This is a genomic window from Microbacterium timonense, assembly GCF_900292075.1.
GTDB lineage: Bacteria > Actinomycetota > Actinomycetes > Actinomycetales > Microbacteriaceae > Microbacterium > Microbacterium timonense.
This window is the reverse complement of record NZ_OLMV01000001.1, coordinates 1-18,231: the sequence shown is the minus strand read 5'-3', so window position 1 is coordinate 18,231 and position 18,231 is coordinate 1. Positions and strand designations below refer to the sequence as shown.

The following is an 18,231-nucleotide window of genomic DNA, read 5'->3' as shown; positions in this document are numbered from 1 at the left end:
CGTGCTGCACTCAGACGCCGACGCGCAGCGTCGGCAGTCCGAGCGACACGGGACGCGGGCCCGCGGAGTCACCGGCAGGGGCGGGGATGCCGCACGAGTCGGCCTGCGCGCGTTCCCACGCGTCTCCCGAACGCGTGCGACGGATCCGCAGCGCGGAGCCGTCGGGAGCGTCGGCGAGAAGGTGGAAGGGCGCCGCGTGGGTCACGATCACGGAGACGACATCACCGGGGCGGGGCGTCTCGGAGCCTGCGGGCACCTCGAAGTGCACGAGCCGGTTGTCTTCCGCGCGTCCCGTGAGGCGATGGGTCTCGGCATCCTTCTTGCCTTCGCCGGTGGAGACGAGCACCTGAAGTTCGCGACCCAGCTGCTTCTGGTTCTCTTCCAGCGAGATGCGCTCCTGGAGCGCGACCAGACGCTCGTAGCGCTCCTGAACGACCTCCTTCGGGACCTGGTCGGGCATCGTGGCGGCGGGCGTGCCCTCACGGATCGAGTACTGGAAGGTGAACGCGCTCGCGAACCGGGCCTGCTCGACCACCCGCATCGTGTCTTCGAAGTCGTCGTCGGTCTCGCCCGGGAAGCCGACGATGATGTCGGTGGTGATGGCGGCGTCGGGCATCTTGGCCCGGACGCGGTCCAGGATGCCGAGGAAGCGCTCGCTGCGGTACGAGCGGCGCATGGCGCGGAGGATCCGGTCGCTGCCGGACTGGAGCGGCATGTGCAGCTGCGGCATCACCGCGGGCGTCTCGGCCATGGCGTCGATGACGTCGTCGGTGAAGGCGGCGGGGTGCGGGCTGGTGAAGCGGATGCGCTCCAGTCCCGGGATCTCGCCGGCCGCGCGGAGCAGCTTGCCGAACGCCTGACGGTCGCCGAACTCGACGCCGTAGGAGTTGACGTTCTGCCCGAGAAGTGTGACCTCCATGGCGCCGTCGTCGACGAGCAGCCGGATCTCGTTGAGGATGTCGCCGGGGCGGCGGTCCTTCTCTTTGCCGCGAAGGCTGGGCACGATGCAGAAGGTGCAGGTGTTGTTGCAGCCCACCGAGATCGACACCCAGCCGCTGTATACGCTGTCGCGCTTGGTCGGGAGCGTCGACGGGAACACCTCGAGCGATTCGAGGATCTCGAGTTCGGCCTCGCCGTTGTGGCGGGCGCGCTCGAGCAGGCTGGGCAGCGACCCCATGTTGTGGGTGCCGAAGACGACGTCGACCCAGGGCGCCTTCTGCTGCACGGCATCCTTGTCCATCTGGGCCAGGCAGCCGCCGACGGCGATCTGCATCCCATCGTGCTTGTCTTTGCGCGACTTGAGGTGCCCGAGCGTGCCGTACAGCTTGCCGGCGGCATTGTCGCGTACCGCGCAGGTGTTGATGACGACGACGTCGGCCTCTTCGCCGGCTTCGGCGCGGACGTACCCGGCACTTTCGAGCGACCCGGACAGCCGTTCCGAGTCGTGGACGTTCATCTGGCAGCCGAACGTGCGCACCTCGTACGTGCGCGCCCGGCCGTCGACGTGATGCGCGGCCGGGGAGGGCGCGATCAGTGTCGGGGAAGAGGATGGGGAAGACATGATGCCGCCATTCTACGAGCCGTCCCGTGGCGTGCTGTCCCTCTGCGTGCACGGGCTCAGCTCATCCGTGCACACCGCGCCGATCAGCGCTCTTCGAAGCGCACGCGCCCCGTTGGCCGTGTCGCCTCGTCAAGGGCGGTGCGGGCGGCGCTGAAGGCGATCCCCCCGCCGTAGCCGCGGCGGGCGAGCTGACCGGCCAGGCGACGCAGCGCGACGTCGCGTTCCAGACCGCGGAGGGAGCCGGCCTTGGTGCGGGCGAACTCGAGTGCGCGTTCGGCGTCGTCGTCGGGAAGCTCGGTGAGTGCCGCGTCGGCGACGTCCCTGGGGACTCCCCGCTTGGCGAGCGTCTGGGCGATCACCTGCCGTCCCTGGCCCTTTCGGTCGACGCCGGCGTGCACCAGCTGCTCGGCCAGCCGGGCATCGTCGAGGTAGCCGCGCTCGAGGAAGGCCTCGAGGATGGCGTCCACCGACGGCGTCGGAAGCTCGAGCCCGCTGAGGAAGGACCGGGCTTCTGACACCGAGAGCTGCCGAGTCCGCAGCTTCTTCAGCAGACCGCTCTCGGCCGCGGCGACAGGATCAGCCTCGTCCCGCCCTCCTCGCGCCGCACGTCGGCCGGAACCGGTGCCGGCTTCGGATCGCCGACGGCGGGGAGGGTTCGCGGTGTCACGCCCCGAAGTGATCTCGGCGACCTCCGGATCCTCATCCCATTCCGTCCGCCAGTCCGTCTCTCCCGCCCGCGGAGAGCCGGACGGGAGATTCGTCGGCGAAGAGGCCTGGTCGCCGCGATGCGACGGCCCTCGCCCTGACAGCCGGCGTTGGAGCTCTCGCTGGGTTTCGTCGCGCGTGCGAGGGTACTCCGCGGCTTCGTGATCACCGAAGAGCGGGATCACGGGGGCGAGTCCGTCGTCGGAACCCACGTCGGACTCGTCCCCGCTCACAGCTCACCCCGGTTGTTGAGCTCCGTCGAAACACGGACCATCAGGCCGGGCGACGCGCCGCCAGCTCGTCTTCGACAGCACCCTCGACCGCGCCGCGGGGCACGCCGATGCCGAGCTTCGTCTTGATCTTCGATTCGATCTCGGCCGCGACATCCTCGTTCTTGATGAGGAAGTTGCGGGCGTTCTCTTTGCCCTGACCGAGCTGCTCGCCGTCGTAGGTGTACCACGCACCCGACTTCTTGACGATGCCGTGTTCCACGCCGAAGTCGATCAGACTGCCCTCGCGCGAGATGCCCACGCCGTACAGGATGTCGAACTCGGCCTGCTTGAACGGCGGGGCCATCTTGTTCTTGACGACCTTGACCCGTGTGCGGTTTCCGACCGCCTCAGCGCCGTCCTTGAGGGTCTCGATGCGACGGATGTCGAGGCGCACGGAGGCGTAGAACTTCAGCGCCTTACCGCCCGCCGTGGTTTCGGGCGAGCCGAAGAAGACACCGATCTTCTCGCGAAGCTGGTTGATGAAGATCGCGGTGGTCTTGGTCTGGTTGAGCCCACCGGTCAGCTTGCGGAGAGCCTGCGACATGAGGCGCGCCTGCAGACCCACGTGGGAATCACCCATCTCGCCCTCGATCTCGGCCTTCGGAACGAGGGCCGCGACCGAGTCGATGACGACGAGGTCGATCGCACCGGAACGGATCAGCATGTCGGCGATCTCGAGCGCCTGCTCACCGGTGTCGGGCTGGGACACCAGAAGCTGGTCGATGTCGACGCCGAGCTTCTGCGCGTAGTCGGGGTCGAGCGCATGCTCCGCGTCGATGAATGCGGCGATGCCGCCGGCGCGCTGCACATTGGCGATCGCGTGGAGGGTAAGAGTCGTCTTACCCGACGACTCCGGACCGTAGATCTCGATGATGCGTCCGCGCGGGAGTCCGCCGACGCCGAGCGCGACGTCGAGGGCGATCGAGCCGGTGGGAATGACCTCGACGGGAGCACGCTCGTCGCTGCCGAGGCGCATCACCGAGCCCTTCCCGAACTGCCGGTCGATCTGGGCGAGAGCCGACTCGAGGGCCTTCTCGCGGTCAGCGGGTGATGGCATGGCGTGCTCCTTATGCTCGCATTCCGTCGCCTGTAGGCTGTCGCGCTCCGGCCCCGGTGGGAAGGATGCTGCGACAAGGCGTGTGGTGTCGTTCGACGTGGTTCACGTTAGGCGGGGGCTCCGACATCCGTCTTGAATCCTCGCCATCCCGTGGAAAACACGTTCTCGACACCTGCTGTGCAGGAGCCTACGCGGATATCGAACACTCGTTCGATGACACGCCGTGGGAGCGGCACGATCCGGTTCCTGAGGAGGCGACGAAGGAGCCGTATCGCAGGACGATGGCACGCCGCGATGCGGCGGAGCGGTCAGCGCCGGCGCGGTTCGAGCCGGCCGACGCCGTATCGGCGCTCGGGCGGCACGTCGAGCTCCTCGCACAGCGCGAGCCAGACCTCCCGAGGGTCGAAGCCCGCCGCGATGGCGTCCGCGGCGGTGCGCCCGCCGACCCGCGAGAGGACCAGATCCGTCACCACGGCATTCGCTCGCGCGCCGAACTCGTCGGCGACGGCGCGATGGAATTCACTGCGGCGCATGGCGGTGGACGGTTCCTGAACTCTCTCGTCGGGCACGGCGGCGCACGGCGATCCGCGCGGTTCGAAGGATCAGCGCAGCGACAGCTCGGCGTCCACCGATGCCATGAGATCCTCGGGGACGACGTCCGGGAACGTCTGCAGCCCCTCGAGGACCGAGATGCGGTCGCCGACTTCTCGCATGATGGTCGAGATCGGAACGTCGAGCGCCTCGGCCACCGAGGCGAGGATCTCGCTCGAGGCCTCCTTCTGACCGCGCTCCACCTCGCTCAGGTAGCCCAGCGCGACGCTTGCGCGGCTGGCCACCTGCCGGAGGGTGCGACCCTTCTGCTGGCGGAAATCACGAAGCACTTCGCCGATCTCTTGACGTACCAGGATCATCGGGCCCCCTCCTTCACTTCCGATTCCGCCGTCGTCCGGGTGGACAACAGTACATCACCTGCTGATGTCAATCTAAACCCGAGAACTGGGCAATGGGTGGGAATCACCGAATGTAACCGAGACGAAACACCGTCTGTTCCCGCCAGCACGAGAAGGTCGCCGACTCAGAGGAGCGTGAGCGCCAGCTCGAGGACGCGCTGCACCGTCTGTGTGCGGATCTGATCGCGGGTCCCCGACAGGGCGAGGGTCGAGACGATCGCCGTCTCCGGCGTCGCGACGGCGATGTGGACGGTGCCCACGGGGTGTCCGTCCTGCGGGTCGGGCCCCGCGACGCCCGTCGTGGCCAGCCCGACGTCGGAGCGGAGGACCCGGCGCACTCCCTGAGCCATCTGCTCGGCCACCGTGGGATCGACGGCGCCGCGTGCGGCGAGGAGGTCGGTCTCGACCCCCAGCGCGCTGGATTTCAGGTCGGTGGCGTACGCGACGATGCCGCCACGAACGCGAGCGGACGCACCCGGCACGTCGACGAGGGCGGCGGTCACGCGGCCCCCCGTGAGCGACTCTGCCGCCGCGATCGACCATCCGCGCACCTCGAGGGCGCGGAGCACCTCGGCGGCGGTTCCGGTGAGCGGTGAGCCGATGCCCTCCGCCGCACCTCCTCCTGGCGCGAGGTCGGTCACGCGTTCCTCCGCTTCGCCCGGGCGCCCCGCACCTCGGTGACGACGTAGTCGATGCCGCTGGCGATCGTGAGGATCACCGCGATCGTCATCGTGATGCCGTTGACCCAGAAGATCCCGTCGCCGACGAGCGTCCACAGCGGCAGCAGCGCCAGCGAGAGCGCGATGCCCTGTGCGAGCGTCTTCAGCTTGCCCATCCAGGCGGCGGCCAGCACATGGTCGCTGACGACGATCAGCCGGTAGACAGTGATGCCCACTTCGCGCACGAGGACGACGACGGTGATCCACCAGGGCAGCTCCCCCAGGATCGACAGACCGATGAACGCGAAACCGGTGAGCACCTTGTCGGCGATCGGGTCGAGCAGCTTGCCGAGGTCGGAGACGATGTCGTTCTTGCGGGCCAGGTAGCCGTCGACGCCGTCGGTGGCGATCGCCACGATGAACAGCACGGCCGCCCACCACCGCAGCGGGCCGTCCGCTCCCCCGTCCGCCAGCAGCATCCAGAGGAACACCGGCGCGCACAGGATGCGCACGATCGTGATCGCGTTCGGCAGCTGCCTCGGGATCGCCATGAGCACGAGCCTATCGGCGCCACGCGGCACGCCATCACCACCGCGACGGTGGTCAGTCCCGCCCGGTCAGGCCCCAGGCATCCTCGGATCCCTCATCGCCGTCGACCACCGGGTAGCCGTCGTACTGCGCGGCGACCGCGTCCGGCCCGTACGGGTCGTCGCCGGCGGCCGGTGCGGATGCCGCAGCCGGGGCATCCGGCACGTCCTCGCCGCGCAGTCTCGCCAGCACCGTGGGCAGCTGTTCGACGGTGACGAGCACGTCGCGCGCCTTGGAGCCCTCGGAGGGTCCGACGATCTCGCGGGATTCGAGCAGGTCCATGAGGCGGCCGGCCTTGGCGAACCCCACCCGGAGCTTGCGCTGAAGCATCGAGGTGGATCCGAACTGGCTGGACACCACGAGCTCGGCAGCCGCGAGCAGCAGCTCGAGGTCGTCGCCGATGTCGGCGTCGATCTCCTTCTTCTCGGCGGCGGCCTGCACGTCTGCACGGTATTCGGGGCGGGCCTGCGCCGTGACGTGCTTGACGACAGTCTCGATCTCCTGCTCGCTGACCCAAGCGCCCTGCACGCGGAGCGCCTTGGACGCGCCCATGGGCAGGAACAACCCGTCGCCCTGACCGATCAGCCGGTCGGCGCCGGGCTGATCCAGAATCACCCGGGAGTCGGTGACGCTGGTCACCGCGAACGCGAGGCGCGAGGGCACGTTGGCCTTGATGAGACCGGTGACCACGTCGACGGAGGGTCGCTGGGTCGCCAGCACGAGATGGATGCCGCTGGCCCGGGCCAGCTGCGTGATACGCACGATCGAGTCCTCGACGTCGCGGGGGGCGACCATCATGAGGTCGGCGAGCTCGTCGACCACGACAAGGAGGTAGGGGTAGGGCTTGAGCACCCGCTCACTGCCCGGAGGAAGGGTGATCTCGCCCGCGACGACGGCCTTGTTGAAGTCGTCGATGTGACGGAATCCGAAGGACGCCAGGTCGTCGTACCGCATGTCCATCTCTTTCACGACCCACTGCAGCGCCTCGGCGGCTTTCTTCGGGTTCGTGATGATGGGCGTGATGAGGTGGGGCACACCCGCGTACGACGTGAGTTCCACGCGCTTGGGGTCGATCAGCACCATGCGCACATCGGCGGGTTTGGCGCGCATCAGCAGGCTCGTGATCATCGAGTTGACGAAGCTCGACTTTCCGGAGCCGGTGGAGCCGGCCACCAGCAGGTGCGGCATCTTGGCGAGGTTCGCCACGACGTACCCCCCGCCGACATCCTTGCCGACACCGATCGTCATCGGGTGCGTCTGCGAAGTCGCGGCGGCGGAGCGCAGCACGTCACCGAGCGTGACGATCTCGCGGTCGGTGTTGGGGATCTCGACGCCGATGGCGCTCTTGCCGGGGATCGGGGCGAGGATGCGCACCTCGTTCGAGGCGACCGCGTAGGCGATGTTGTTGGTGAGCGCGGTGATGCGCTCGACCTTCACGCCGGGGCCGACCTCGATCTCGTACTGCGTCACGGTCGGGCCGCGCGAGAACCCGGTGACCCGGGCGTCCACCTTGAACTGCTCGAGGACGCTCGTGATCGCGCGCACCGTGTCGTCGTTGGCCTGCGACCGGGCCACGTGCGGCGTGCCGGCGGCGAGCGCGTTCACGGACGGCAAGCGGTACGGCGCCGACGGCGAGTCGAACGACTCGGACGAGCCGATGCCGTCGAGACCGGGCAGGGTCCCGTCGTCTTCGACGACCTCCGCGTCGTCGCGCAGCGACGTGTGAGAGGTGGTGGCCGCCTTCGCTGCCGACAGGACGGAGGGATCGATGATCTCGGTGAGCGCGTCGGTCGTGACGGCAGGCGGGGGGACCGACGGCGCGATCGCCTGTTCGAACCCGCCCTGCGTGGAGCCGGGGGGAAGCAGTTCGGTCAGATCCTGCGAGCCCAGCTCGCCCTCCGGGTCCTTCTCGCGGCCCGTCTTGTTGCGTCGCCACCACGGCAGCGACGGATCGCCGTCGTCGTCGGCATCGTCCGCGGCGGCATCGGCGGTGCCGGCGGCGGACGCCTCTTCGCGCGGCTCGGTGCCGAACATCCAGGCATACAGCTCGCCCAGCCGGCGACCGATGCGGTTGGGTGGGGTCTTGCTGATGATGAGGATGCTGAGCACGGCCAGCAGCGCCAGCACGACGTAGGCGCCGACATCCGTGAGGACGAGTGCGAGCGGCTCCCCCAGCATCCATCCGAACAAGCCACCCGCCTGGCTCAGTGCGGGCAGGCCTTCACTGGGCTGGGGCCTGCCGCCGGCGACGTGACAGAAACCGGCGATCGTGACGATGAGAAGACCGAAGCCGATGCCCACGCGGCCGTTGTCGTGGACGGAGGACGGGTGCCGGAACATCCAGCCGGCGAGCATGAGGAGGAGCACCGGGAGCACGAAGGCCTCGCGGCCCAGCAGACCGCCGACCGTGAATGCGCTGATCCCTGCGGCGACCTCGTTGCCGATGAAGAACCACTCGTTGACCGCGCCGGCGACCGCCAGCAGCACGAGCAGCAGCGGGAAGCCGTCGCGCCGCTGATCCTTCTCGAGGGTCTCGGGCCCGAATGCACGGAAGAGGCCCCCCACGGCGTGGGCCAGACCGAGCCAGGCGCGTGTGAGGAACGGTGGACGATCCGGTTCGCCGACATAGCGCTTGGGGGCCGGGGCGGGCTTCGCACCGCCGGATTTGCGTGCACCGGACGACGCCGCGGCGGAGCGTCCACTCGACGGCGTGCTCGAGGACGCGCGCGATCCCTTGGTCGGGCTTGTGCTCCTGGCCATCCCCCCACGGTAGGCCGCGCGCCCGACATTTCCGGCCAACCACGCCGCCGCGACGGACACACCGCGCGGCACGAGGTCAGCGCAGGCGCTTGACCATCGTGTCCCGGCCGACGCCGCTGCGGACCACCGCGAAGCCCTCGCTCCGGTACAGGGTCGCCGCGAAGTTGCCGCGCTCCACGCTCAGGCTGATGCGGGCGTGCCCCTGCGCGCGGGCGTGGTCGCACAGTTCCTGCAGGAGGGCGCGACCGACGCCGTGGGCCCGCCAGATCGGGCGCACGCCGATGATCAACTCGGGCACCCCCGTCCCGACATACCCGAACCCCGGCTCGTCGCGCGGCAGCAGGCGGTACCACGCCGCACCCACCAGCCCACCGGCGGTGGCCTCAGCGATGAATCCGGCGTCGCCGGGCCGCATCCAGCCCGCGACATAGCGCCGGTGATCGGCTCCGCCGATCACCTCGTGACGGGGGCGCGCGGCACCCTGCCGCCAGTTCGCCGCCTCGACCACCATGTCGCCCAGGAACGCGCCGTCTGCGGGCACGGCGGGGCGGAGGCGGAACGTGGAAGCCACGGGGCGATGGTACGGCGGGTGTGTTACGGGGCGATGACGCGCGATCCGGCCCGGCGGAGTCGGCCGCTCGTCACGCCTCGATCACGAGCGGAACGATCATGGGACGGCGGCGCAGCGACTGGTTGACCCAGCGGCCGATGGTCCGGCGCACGACCTGCGAGAGGGCGTGCTGGTCCCGCACCCCGGACTTGGCGGCTTCGGCCAGCGCCGCCGCGATCTTCGGCTTCACGTCTTCGAACACCGCGGCATCCTCGGCGAAGCCCCGCGCGTGCACCTCTGGGCCCGAGATCACCTTGCCGGTCGAGGCGTCCACGACGACGATCACCGAGATGAAGCCCTCTTCGCCGAGGATGCGGCGATCCTTGAGGTCGGCGTCCGTGATCTCGCCGACGGTGGACCCGTCGACGTACACGAAGCCGAGGTCCAGCTGGCCGACGACGCGCGCGTCGCCGCCCTTCAGGTCGATGACGGTCCCGTTCTCGCCGAGCAGCGTGCGCTCTGCGGCGATCCCGGTGTCCTGCGCGAGCCGGGCGTTGGCCATCAGGTGCCGGTACTCGCCGTGCACCGGCAGCACGTTACGCGGCTTCAGGATGTTGTAGCAGTACAGCAGCTCGCCGGCGGCGGCGTGACCCGACACGTGCACCTTGGCGTTCCCCTTGTGCACGACGTTGGCGCCGAGCTTTGTGAGCCCGTCGATCACGCGGTACACCGCGTTCTCGTTCCCGGGGATGAGGCTCGAGGCGAGGATCACGGTGTCGCCGGGCCCGGGCTCGATCGCGTGATCGAGATTCGCCATGCGGCTCAGCACCGCCATCGGCTCTCCCTGCGAGCCCGTCGACATGTACACGATCTGGTCGTCGGGCAGGTCGCGCGCCTTCTTGTAGTCGATCAGCACGCCTTCGGGTACGTGCAGGTACCCGAGCTCTTCGGCGATCGTCATGTTGCGCACCATGCTGCGGCCCAGCAGCGCGACCCGGCGCCCGTGGGCGGCGGCGGCGTCCAGCACCTGCTGCACGCGGTGCACGTGGCTGGAGAAGCTCGCCACGATCACGCGGCGCGGCGCCTTGCCGATCACCTGGTCGAGGACGGGCCCGATCGAGCGCTCCAGCGGGGTGAAGCCTGGGACGTCGGCGTTGGTCGAGTCGACGAGGAACAGGTCCACGCCTTCCTCTCCCAGCCGCGCGAACGCGCGCAGATCGGTCAGCCGGCCGTCCAGCGGCAGCTGGTCCATCTTGAAGTCGCCCGTGGCGAGCACCAGACCGGCGGGCGTCCGGATCGCCACGGCGAGCGCATCGGGGATCGAGTGGTTCACCGCGACGAACTCGAGCTCGAAGGGCCCGAGGTTCTCGCGCTGGCCCTCGGCGACCGTGAGGCTGTAGGGCTTGATCCTGTGCTCCTTGAGCTTCGCCTCGGTCAGGGCCAGCGTGAGCCCCGAGCCGATGAGCGGGATGTCGCTCTTGAGCTTGAGCAGGTACGGGACGGCGCCGATGTGGTCTTCGTGACCGTGGGTGAGCACGACACCGACGACGTCGTCGAGGCGATCCTTGATCGGCTCGAAGTCCGGGAGGATGAGGTCCACGCCGGGCTGGTGCTCCTCGGGGAAGAGCACGCCGCAGTCCACGACCAGCAGCTTGCCGCCGTACTCGAACACGGTCATGTTGCGGCCGACCTCGCCGAGGCCGCCCAGGGGGATGACCCGGAGCGTCCCGGCCTCGAGTTCCGGCGGATCGTACGGGGTGGTGGGCATGTGCGGCCTCCTCAGGGCGATTTCGACACACCGCCGGCGGCGGCGCCCCTCTCATCTGATTCTCGTGCGCCGCCTGTTTCGCTGCGGCGGTCGTGCGCGTCCTCGCTCACGTGCCGCCGGCGTCGGCCACGGCACGCGTCGTGGTCATCTCGTCGTGCCGGAGACCTTCGGCAGCGCGCCGCCGGCGGCGGCGTTGCGGTCGGGGCGGAAGTTGGAGAAGTCGGCGCCGGGGACCTCGCGGACCAGAGCGAGCTCGTCCTCGATCTTCGCCGCTTCCCATTCCTCCGGTCCGACCAGCGGCAGCCGCACGCGCGGGCTGCCGATGCGGCCGAGGCCGTGCAGGATGTACTTCGCCGACACGGTGCCGGGGACGTGGGTCATGACCGCACGCACCAGCGGCTCAAGCTGCATGTGCGCGGCGGTGGCGGCCTTCAGATCGCCCCGGTTGACGGCATCCACGATCACCCGGTACGGCTGCGCGGCGATGTTCGCCGTCACGCCGATGAGGCCGGTCGCGCCGATCGCGAGATGAGGCAGCACGTTGGCGTCGTCGCCGGAGAAGTACATGAGATCGGTCTGGTTGAGCACGCGGCTCACCTCGCTGAAGTCGCCCTTGGCGTCCTTGATCGCGAGGATGTTGGGGTGCTTGGCCAGGCGCAGGATCGTCTCGTACCGGATCGGCACGCCCGTGCGACCGGGGATGTCGTAGAGGATCACGGGCAGATCGGTCGCGTCGGCGACGAGCCGGAAATGCGTGAGGATGCCCGCCTGCGTGGGCTTGTTGTAGTACGGCGTGACGATCATGATGCCATCGGCGCCGGCCCTCTCACTCGCCTTGTACAACTCGATCGCATGGGCGGTCTCGTTCGATCCGCCACCGGTGATGATCTTCGCCCGCCCCGCCGCGACATCCTTGCCGACTTCGACGAGACGGATCTTCTCGGCGTCGGTGAGGGTCGACGTCTCACCGGTGGTGCCGGTGACGACGATGCCGTCGGCGCCGGCGGTGATGACGTCGTCGATGTGCTTCTCGACGGCGGGCCAGTCGACCTCGCCGTCGGCCGTCATGGGGGTGACGAGCGCGACGAGCACCTGTCCGAAGGGGTTGCCCGTATGCGTCATGTCTTCAGGTTATCGGGATGCCGCACCCCGGCGTGCGTCTGAGCCGCGCGATCACCGTCCGCGTTCGCCCACGCGCGCCGCCCACGACGGGGGTGCCAGCCGTGCCAGCCCCGTCAGGAGCTTGTAGCGCAAGGATGGCACCGATACGGCCGCGCCGCGCGCGACGTCCCGCAGCGAGTCCCGCACGACGGCGCGTGCGTCCAGCCACAGCGCCGCGGGAACGCCCTCCTCCCCCGGTGGGAGACCCATCCGGTGGTGGAAATCGGTGTGCGTGTAGCCCGGACAGACGGCCGTGACCGTCACCCCGGATCCCGCGTAGCGACCGTTGGCCCACCTGCTGAAGCTCACCAGCCATCCCTTGCACGCACCGTAGGTGGAGCGGGGGATGAACGCGGCCACCGACGCGATGTTGACGATGCGGCCGTGACCTCGCGCGAGCATCGGGCCCAGTGCCGCGTGCGTCAGAAGCATCGGGACCTCGACATGCAGTCGGAGATGATCGACCTCGTCCGAGATGTCGTTGCGTTCGAAGGCCAGCGGCAGACCGAATCCCGCGTTGTTGACGAGCATCTCGACGGGACGCGACTCGTCGGCCACGCGCGCCACGACCTTCTCGAGCTCCCGGGGCGTGAGCAGGTCGGCCGGGAGCATCTCGACCTCGACACCGTAGGCACGTCGCAGCTGCGCGGCGTTGTCTTCGAGCACCGCGCGGTCGCGGGCGACGAGCACCAGATGAGCTCCGCGCGCCGCGAGCTGGCGGGCGTACTCGGCGCCGAGTCCGGAGCTCGCGCCGGTGATCAGTACGGTCTTCGCCATGGCGGCCAGCCTATTGGCCGCCGGTCGCTCGAACGAGGGTCAGGAACCGGTAGCGGATGCCGGAGGCCGACGTCGCCCAGCCCTCCTCGGGTGACGCAGCGGCGAGGATGAAGCCGCCTCGGGCAGGGGCCAGGGTGTCACCGGCCACGTCGAGATCGAGTTCGGTGACCTCGAGCACGTCGGCCATGTCGATGGTCTCGCGGAAGAGCTCACCGCCCCCGATCACCCAGATCCGCGAGCTCGACGCGTCGGCCGCATGGCCCAGGGCCTCCGAGAGGGACCCGGTGCGCTCGGCACCGTCGGCCGTCCAGGCGGCGTTCCGGGTCACGACGATGTTGCGCCGGCCGGGCAGAGGGCGGAAGCGCGGCGGCAGTGAATCCCAGGTCTTCCGGCCCATGACCACGGAGGCTCCCGCAGTGACCGTCTTGAAGTGGGCCAGGTCCTCCGGGACGTGCCACGGCATGCCGCCCGCCGCCCCGATGACCCCGCCCGCCGCCTCGGCCCAGATGAGGCCGATGCCACCGGCGCGCACCGGCTCGTCGCCTTGCGTCCGCGGCGAGCTCATACCGCCACGGCACCACGGATCGCCGGACGGTGCTGGTAGTCCTCGAGGACGAAATCGTCGTACCGGTAGTCGAAGAGGGAGTCGGGCTTCCGCGCGAACCGCAGGGTCGGGTACGGATAGGGCTCCCGCGTCAGCTGCTCGCGGACCTGCTCGAGGTGGTTGTCGTAGATGTGGCAGTCGCCGCCGGTCCACACGAAGTCGCCGGGCTCCAGACCGGTCTGCTGCGCGACCATGAGCGTGAGCAGCGCGTAGGAGGCGATGTTGAACGGCACGCCGAGGAAGAGATCGGCACTGCGCTGGTACAGCTGGCACGACAGCCGCCCGTCGGCCACGTAGAACTGGAACAGCGCGTGGCAGGGAGCAAGCGCCATGTCGGGGATGTCGGCCGGGTTCCACGCCGACACGATGAGCCGTCGAGAGTCGGGGTTCGCCCGGATCTGGTCCACGACGAGCGCGATCTGGTCGATGTGCTCCCCCGCGGGTGTCGGCCAGGAGCGCCACTGGACGCCGTAGACCGGTCCCAGCTCGCCCTCGGCATCCGCCCACTCGTCCCAGATGGTGACACCGTTCTCCTGCAGCCAGGCGACGTTCGACTCGCCTCGCAGGAACCACAGCAGCTCGTAGGCGATGGATTTGAAGTGGACCCGCTTGGTCGTGATGAGCGGGAAGCCCTGCGAGAGGTCGAACCGGATCTGACGGCCGAAGGCGCTCGTGGTCCCGGTGCCGGTGCGGTCGTCCTTGTGGGTCCCGTGTTCGAGCACGTCGCGCAGGAGGTCTTCGTACGGAGTCGGGATCGGCGTCGTCACGGCTGCCACGATACCGGCGAGGGATGCCGCCGGCTCCAGCCCGCGCCGAGGGGCCGCCGTCGCGCCGATCTGTGTTACGGCGGGGACGTCATCTTCGCGTTTCCGGCCCGCGCGCATCCGGAAAGGGTTAGCCTGATCTGCTGTGACCCTGGTCGGAGCCCTGATCTCACTGGCCGCGCTGCTCGTGGCGACATTCGCCGTCGGCGCTCTGCTCACCCGTCGTCCCTCGCGTGCGCGTCGCGACATCGATCACGAGGTGATCGACCCGCACCGTCTCGGCGCCGACGGACTCGGCGACGTGGCGACGCTGCTGCAGTTCAGCACGGAGATGTGCGCCCGCTGTCCCGGTGTGCATCGCACGCTGGCGGCGATCGCCGACGACCACCCCGGCGTGCGGCACCTGGACGTGGATCTGACCCACCGGCCCGACATCGCCAAGCACTTCCGCGTGCTGCAGACGCCGACGACGCTGGTGCTCGACCGCGACGGGGTCGTCCAGACTCGGTTCGGCGGAACCCCGGGACGCGACGTCATCGAGCTGGAGCTGAACCGGCTGACCGCTGCGGACGCCAATGTCTGACGGCGGCATCGACCCCAGGGGGCCGCGCTTCGCCGCGGGCATCACCTCCGTCCTGCTGCTCGTGGACGTGTTCCTCGGCCTGACCGGCCTGTCGACAGCACGGCTGTTCGGGGCGACGCCGCTGTTCGGATCGTTCGGCGGCGTGGATTTCGCGTACTCGGCCGGCGATGCACCGTGGCTCATCTCGTTCGCCTCGCCGTTGCAGCGCATCCTCGACCCCGCGTTCCTGCTCCTCGTGGTGATCGCCTTGCTGTTCCTGTGGGGCGTCGTGTCGCCGCGGACCGCGCCGTGGGGCGTCCTCTACCGCCGTGTCGTGGCGCCGCGGCTGGCTCCGCCGAAGGAGCGCGAGGACCCACGCCCGCCGCGATTCGCCCAGGGGGTGGGCCTGTTCGTGGTGAGCGTCGGGCTCGTGCTGCACCTGTGCGGCGTGCCGTGGGCGCTGGTCGTCGCCGCAGCTGCGGCCTTCGTCGCGGCATTCCTCAACGCCGCGTTCGGACTGTGCCTCGGCTGCCAGCTCTACCTCGTGCTGCAGCGGGCCGGCATCGTGGGCCGCACGCGGCCCGCATCGGCTTGACATCGCGGTGGCGCAACCCGTCGCGGCGCGGCATCCCCCGCGATTAGGCTGACGCGAGACGCCTGCAGGAAGCGGGCGCGCCGCGAGCGAGGAGGCCTCCCATGACCGTCACCAGCGAAGCAACCACCGCCTGGAAGGGCGGCCTGTTCGACGGAGCCGGCGAGACCACGCTCGTGTCGTCGGGCCTGGGCACCTTCCCCGTCAATTGGAAGGCCCGCAGCGAGGGGTCGACGTCGGTCACCACCCCCGAGGAGCTCATCGCCGCCGCTCACGCGTCATGCTTCAGCATGGCCTTCTCCCTGGCCCTGGCCGAGAACGGCACTCCCCCGGAGTCGATCGACACGACCGCGTCGGTCACGTTCAAGCCGGGAACCGGCATCACCGGCAGCCACCTCAACGTCAACGCGGTGGTGCCCGGTCTGGACCCGGAGGAGTTCGAGCGCATCGCCCAGGAGGCGAAGGCCGGATGCCCCGTCTCGCAGGCGCTCGCCGGCATCGAGATCACCCTCGAGGCGACGCTTGCCTGAACCCGGCAGCTCCGGCGACGGCGGAGCGGGTCTGCGGGCCCGCCGGGTCGTCGTCGCCGGGTCGTCGGGGCTCATCGGCTCGGCGCTGGTGGCGAGCCTGCGTGCCGACGGCATCGAGGTGACCACGCTCGTACGCCGGCCGGCCCGCGCGGCGCACGAGGTGGAATGGCTCACCACGGCGGCACCTCTGGATCCCGGCGTGCTCGACGGAGCCGAAGCCGTCGTCGGGCTCAACGGCGCGAGCATCGGACGATTCCCGTGGACGCCGTCGTACAAGAGCACGCTGCTGTGGTCGCGCATCACCCCCACGCGCGCGCTCGCGCGCGCCCTGCGCGAGCTCGGCACGGACGCGCCCCGTCTCGTGTCGGCCTCGGCCGTCGGCTACTACGGCTCAGCCCCGGGCCGGCGCCTCAGCGAACACTCCCCCCGCGGCGAGTCGTTCCTGGCGGACCTGTGCGGCGAGTGGGAGGCTGCCGCGTTCGCGGCGGGACCGGATGCCCCGGTGGCAGTGGTGCGCACCGCCCCGGTCGTCCACGCGGACGGCGTCTTGAAACCGCTCCTCCTGCTCACGCGGCTGGGCCTGGGCGGCCCCATCGGCCGCGGGACGCAGGTCTGGCCGTGGATCTCACTCGAGGACGAGGTGCGTGGAATCCGGCATGTGATCGACGCGGGGATCACGGGACCCGTGAACCTGACCGGGCCGACACGGGCGACCGCCAACGACCTGGGATTCGCGGTGGCCATGCGTCTGAACCGCCCGTTCCTGCTGCGCGCGCCGGTGTGGGCGATGAAGCTCGTGCTGGGGGCGGACGCCACGGAGGCGATCCTCACGGCGGACGCCCACGTCGTGCCCGACGTTCTGGAGGCATCCGGCTTCGCCTTCACGCACCGCACGGTCGAGGAGGCCGTCGCGGCGGCCGTGCCCGCGGCATCCTGACCCGCGACAGCGCGTCGCGTGCACCGCCGGCCGAAACGATCAGGCGGGGTGCTGCTTCTCGAGCCGGATGGCTGTGCGCACCGCCTCGCGAGCGCGGCGCCGGTCGCCGGCCGCATCGTAGGCGAGGCCCAGGCGGAACCACGCCCGCCAGTCTCCGGGGTCGCGTTCGACGTCGGCACGGTACGCGGGGAACAGCGCCTCGGCGTCCTCCCGGCGCACCCGTCCGCTGGGGCGCACGGCGACCTCTTCCTGCGGCAGCGCCCCCTCGGCCTCCAGCCGGCGTCCCAGCCGCTGGGCGCGTACGCCGAACCACAGCTCGCGGCCGATCGCCCACACCGCGATGGGCGGGAGCACCACCAGCGCGAGGCCCATGGCCACGGCCACACCGTCGCCGCTGGCGATCAGCAGCCACGCGCGCTGTCCGACGAGGACGATGTACAGCGCGAGCAGCGCCGTCATCACGACGACGCCGATGCGCGCGCTCATGCGCCGGTGGCGCGGGCGACCTGCCCGGGCACGCCGCCCTCGGCGACCGGCGGCTCTTCGGACGGCGCGCTGCGGCGCCCGATCCCGATGTCGATCAGGCTGTCCAGGCCGACGATCACTCCCCGTGCGTCGCGGGCGGCCGCCAGCGCCAGCCGGATGCCGGGGGCATACGCCTGCGCGGGCTCCGCGGTGTCATGGACGATGGTGAGCGATTCCCCCGGACCCGAGAGGATGGTCTCCTGGCGCGCGATGACGCCGGGGCGTCGCAGCGAGTGGATGGGCACGCTCGCGACCTGCTGCCCGCGGGCGCGCTGGTCGACGTGCGGCGATTCGACGGGCCCGACCGCCTCGCGCGCGGCGGCGATCAGCTCCGCGGTGCGGACAGCGGTGCCGCTGGGCGAATCGACCTTCGTCTCGCGGTGCGCCTCCACGATCTCGATCGACGGGAAGAACGGTGCGGCCGCGGCGGCCAGCGCCGAGCCGAGGACCGAGCCCAGCGAGAAGTTCGGGATGAACACGGCACCCGTTCCCGCCGCCTCGACGAGCGGGCGGACCAGCGCGATGCGCTCCGCCGACCAGCCCGATGTTCCCACGAGCACGTTGATGCCGCGCTCGATTGCCGCCCGGACGACATCGATGGAGACGGCCGGCGTCGACGCGTCGACGACGAGGTCGGCGCCGTCGAGCTCGTCCAGCTGCGACCGCGACGACAGCACCCTGGACACCTCGAACCCCGGCTCGGCCTGGACGGCGTCGCGGATGATCCCACCGAGCTTGCCCGTGCCGCCCACGATGGCCACGCGTGTCGTCATGCTTCCATCCGGCGATTCGACGGGCCCGACCGCCTCGCGCGCGGCGGCGATCAGCTCCGCGGTGCGGACAGCGGTGCCGCTGGGCGAATCGACCTTCGTCTCGCGGTGCGCCTCCACGATCTCGATCGACGGGAAG

The 18,231-nt window shown here is 70.1% G+C and carries 20 protein-coding genes; 4 read left to right on the top strand and 16 right to left on the bottom strand.

Annotation, left to right across the window (positions count from 1 at the left end; genetic code table 11):
• Window positions 1-10: 10 nt before the first annotated feature.
• From miaB to C9992_RS00040, 14 genes are all read right to left on the bottom strand, one after another.
• The gene (gene miaB / locus C9992_RS00105) at window positions 11-1,561 is read right to left on the bottom strand and encodes a tRNA (N6-isopentenyl adenosine(37)-C2)-methylthiotransferase MiaB (protein WP_106813592.1); all 1,551 of its coding nucleotides are present in this window, start codon (window positions 1,559-1,561) and stop codon (window positions 11-13) included.
• Between the two features lie 83 nt (window positions 1,562-1,644).
• The gene (locus C9992_RS18290) at window positions 1,645-2,079 is read right to left on the bottom strand and encodes a regulatory protein RecX (RefSeq protein WP_235007864.1); all 435 of its coding nucleotides are present in this window, start codon (window positions 2,077-2,079) and stop codon (window positions 1,645-1,647) included.
• Between the two features lie 460 nt (window positions 2,080-2,539).
• On the bottom strand, window positions 2,540-3,595 hold the full coding sequence (gene recA, locus C9992_RS00095; RefSeq protein WP_106813591.1) for a recombinase RecA: 1,056 nt from the start codon (window positions 3,593-3,595) through the stop codon (window positions 2,540-2,542).
• 308 nt (window positions 3,596-3,903) lie between these two features.
• Complete coding sequence (locus tag C9992_RS00090) at window positions 3,904-4,128, bottom strand: DUF3046 domain-containing protein (RefSeq protein ID WP_106813590.1); 225 nt, start codon at window positions 4,126-4,128, stop codon at window positions 3,904-3,906.
• 69 nt (window positions 4,129-4,197) lie between these two features.
• Window positions 4,198-4,506 (bottom strand): helix-turn-helix domain-containing protein, encoded by a 309-nt coding sequence (locus C9992_RS00085; protein WP_106813589.1) that lies wholly within the window; start codon window positions 4,504-4,506, stop codon window positions 4,198-4,200.
• Window positions 4,507-4,670: 164 nt separating this feature from the next.
• Window positions 4,671-5,147 carry a CinA family protein gene (locus C9992_RS00080; RefSeq protein ID WP_200826226.1) on the bottom strand — a complete coding sequence of 159 codons (477 nt, stop codon included), beginning with the start codon at window positions 5,145-5,147 and terminating at the stop codon, window positions 4,671-4,673.
• 35 nt (window positions 5,148-5,182) lie between these two features.
• Window positions 5,183-5,755 carry a CDP-diacylglycerol--glycerol-3-phosphate 3-phosphatidyltransferase gene (gene pgsA / locus C9992_RS00075; RefSeq protein ID WP_106813587.1) on the bottom strand — a complete coding sequence of 191 codons (573 nt, stop codon included), beginning with the start codon at window positions 5,753-5,755 and terminating at the stop codon, window positions 5,183-5,185.
• 52 nt (window positions 5,756-5,807) lie between these two features.
• Window positions 5,808-8,552, bottom strand: a complete 2,745-nt coding sequence (locus C9992_RS00070; RefSeq protein WP_106813586.1) for an FtsK/SpoIIIE family DNA translocase — start codon at window positions 8,550-8,552, stop codon at window positions 5,808-5,810.
• A 76-nt stretch (window positions 8,553-8,628) separates the two neighbouring features.
• Complete coding sequence (locus C9992_RS00065; protein ID WP_407662214.1) at window positions 8,629-9,063, bottom strand: GNAT family N-acetyltransferase; 435 nt, start codon at window positions 9,061-9,063, stop codon at window positions 8,629-8,631.
• A gap of 130 nt (window positions 9,064-9,193) precedes the next feature.
• On the bottom strand, window positions 9,194-10,870 hold the full coding sequence (locus tag C9992_RS00060; protein ID WP_106813584.1) for a ribonuclease J: 1,677 nt from the start codon (window positions 10,868-10,870) through the stop codon (window positions 9,194-9,196).
• A 144-nt stretch (window positions 10,871-11,014) separates the two neighbouring features.
• Complete coding sequence (gene dapA / locus C9992_RS00055; protein ID WP_106813583.1) at window positions 11,015-11,992, bottom strand: 4-hydroxy-tetrahydrodipicolinate synthase; 978 nt, start codon at window positions 11,990-11,992, stop codon at window positions 11,015-11,017.
• Window positions 11,993-12,043: 51 nt separating this feature from the next.
• On the bottom strand, window positions 12,044-12,808 hold the full coding sequence (locus tag C9992_RS00050) for an SDR family NAD(P)-dependent oxidoreductase (RefSeq protein WP_106813582.1): 765 nt from the start codon (window positions 12,806-12,808) through the stop codon (window positions 12,044-12,046).
• A gap of 10 nt (window positions 12,809-12,818) precedes the next feature.
• Window positions 12,819-13,373 carry a dihydrofolate reductase gene (locus tag C9992_RS00045; RefSeq protein WP_106813581.1) on the bottom strand — a complete coding sequence of 185 codons (555 nt, stop codon included), beginning with the start codon at window positions 13,371-13,373 and terminating at the stop codon, window positions 12,819-12,821.
• The gene (locus C9992_RS00040; protein WP_106814546.1) at window positions 13,370-14,179 is read right to left on the bottom strand and encodes a thymidylate synthase; all 810 of its coding nucleotides are present in this window, start codon (window positions 14,177-14,179) and stop codon (window positions 13,370-13,372) included. Before C9992_RS00040 ends, C9992_RS00045 begins: the two co-directional genes overlap by 4 nt.
• 142 nt (window positions 14,180-14,321) lie before the next feature.
• Between C9992_RS00040 and C9992_RS00035 the strand changes: the two genes are divergently transcribed.
• The 4 genes from C9992_RS00035 (at window position 14,322) to C9992_RS00020 (ending at window position 16,797) form a co-directional block, all read left to right on the top strand.
• A complete protein-coding gene (locus C9992_RS00035) occupies window positions 14,322-14,759 on the top strand; it encodes a TlpA family protein disulfide reductase (protein WP_106813580.1) in 438 nt (145 codons plus the stop codon).
• The gene (locus C9992_RS00030; protein ID WP_106813579.1) at window positions 14,752-15,333 is read left to right on the top strand and encodes a DUF4395 domain-containing protein; all 582 of its coding nucleotides are present in this window, start codon (window positions 14,752-14,754) and stop codon (window positions 15,331-15,333) included. The genes C9992_RS00035 and C9992_RS00030 overlap by 8 nt, the downstream gene beginning before the upstream one ends.
• A 101-nt stretch (window positions 15,334-15,434) precedes the next feature.
• Window positions 15,435-15,860, top strand: a complete 426-nt coding sequence (locus C9992_RS00025; protein WP_106813578.1) for an OsmC family protein — start codon at window positions 15,435-15,437, stop codon at window positions 15,858-15,860.
• The gene (locus C9992_RS00020; protein ID WP_235007862.1) at window positions 15,853-16,797 is read left to right on the top strand and encodes a TIGR01777 family oxidoreductase; all 945 of its coding nucleotides are present in this window, start codon (window positions 15,853-15,855) and stop codon (window positions 16,795-16,797) included. The genes C9992_RS00025 and C9992_RS00020 overlap by 8 nt, the downstream gene beginning before the upstream one ends.
• Before the next feature lie 39 nt (window positions 16,798-16,836).
• Here the strand turns inward: C9992_RS00020 and C9992_RS00015 are convergent, their stop codons facing one another.
• Both C9992_RS00015 and dapB read right to left on the bottom strand, forming a co-directional pair.
• Entirely contained in the window at window positions 16,837-17,283 is a 447-nt protein-coding gene (locus C9992_RS00015; protein ID WP_106813577.1) for a tetratricopeptide repeat protein, read from the bottom strand.
• Window positions 17,280-18,095: a 4-hydroxy-tetrahydrodipicolinate reductase gene (dapB, locus tag C9992_RS00010; RefSeq protein WP_106814544.1), complete on the bottom strand. Its 816-nt coding sequence runs from the start codon at window positions 18,093-18,095 to the stop codon at window positions 17,280-17,282. The genes C9992_RS00015 and dapB overlap by 4 nt, the downstream gene beginning before the upstream one ends.
• Window positions 18,096-18,231: the final 136 nt, after the last annotated feature.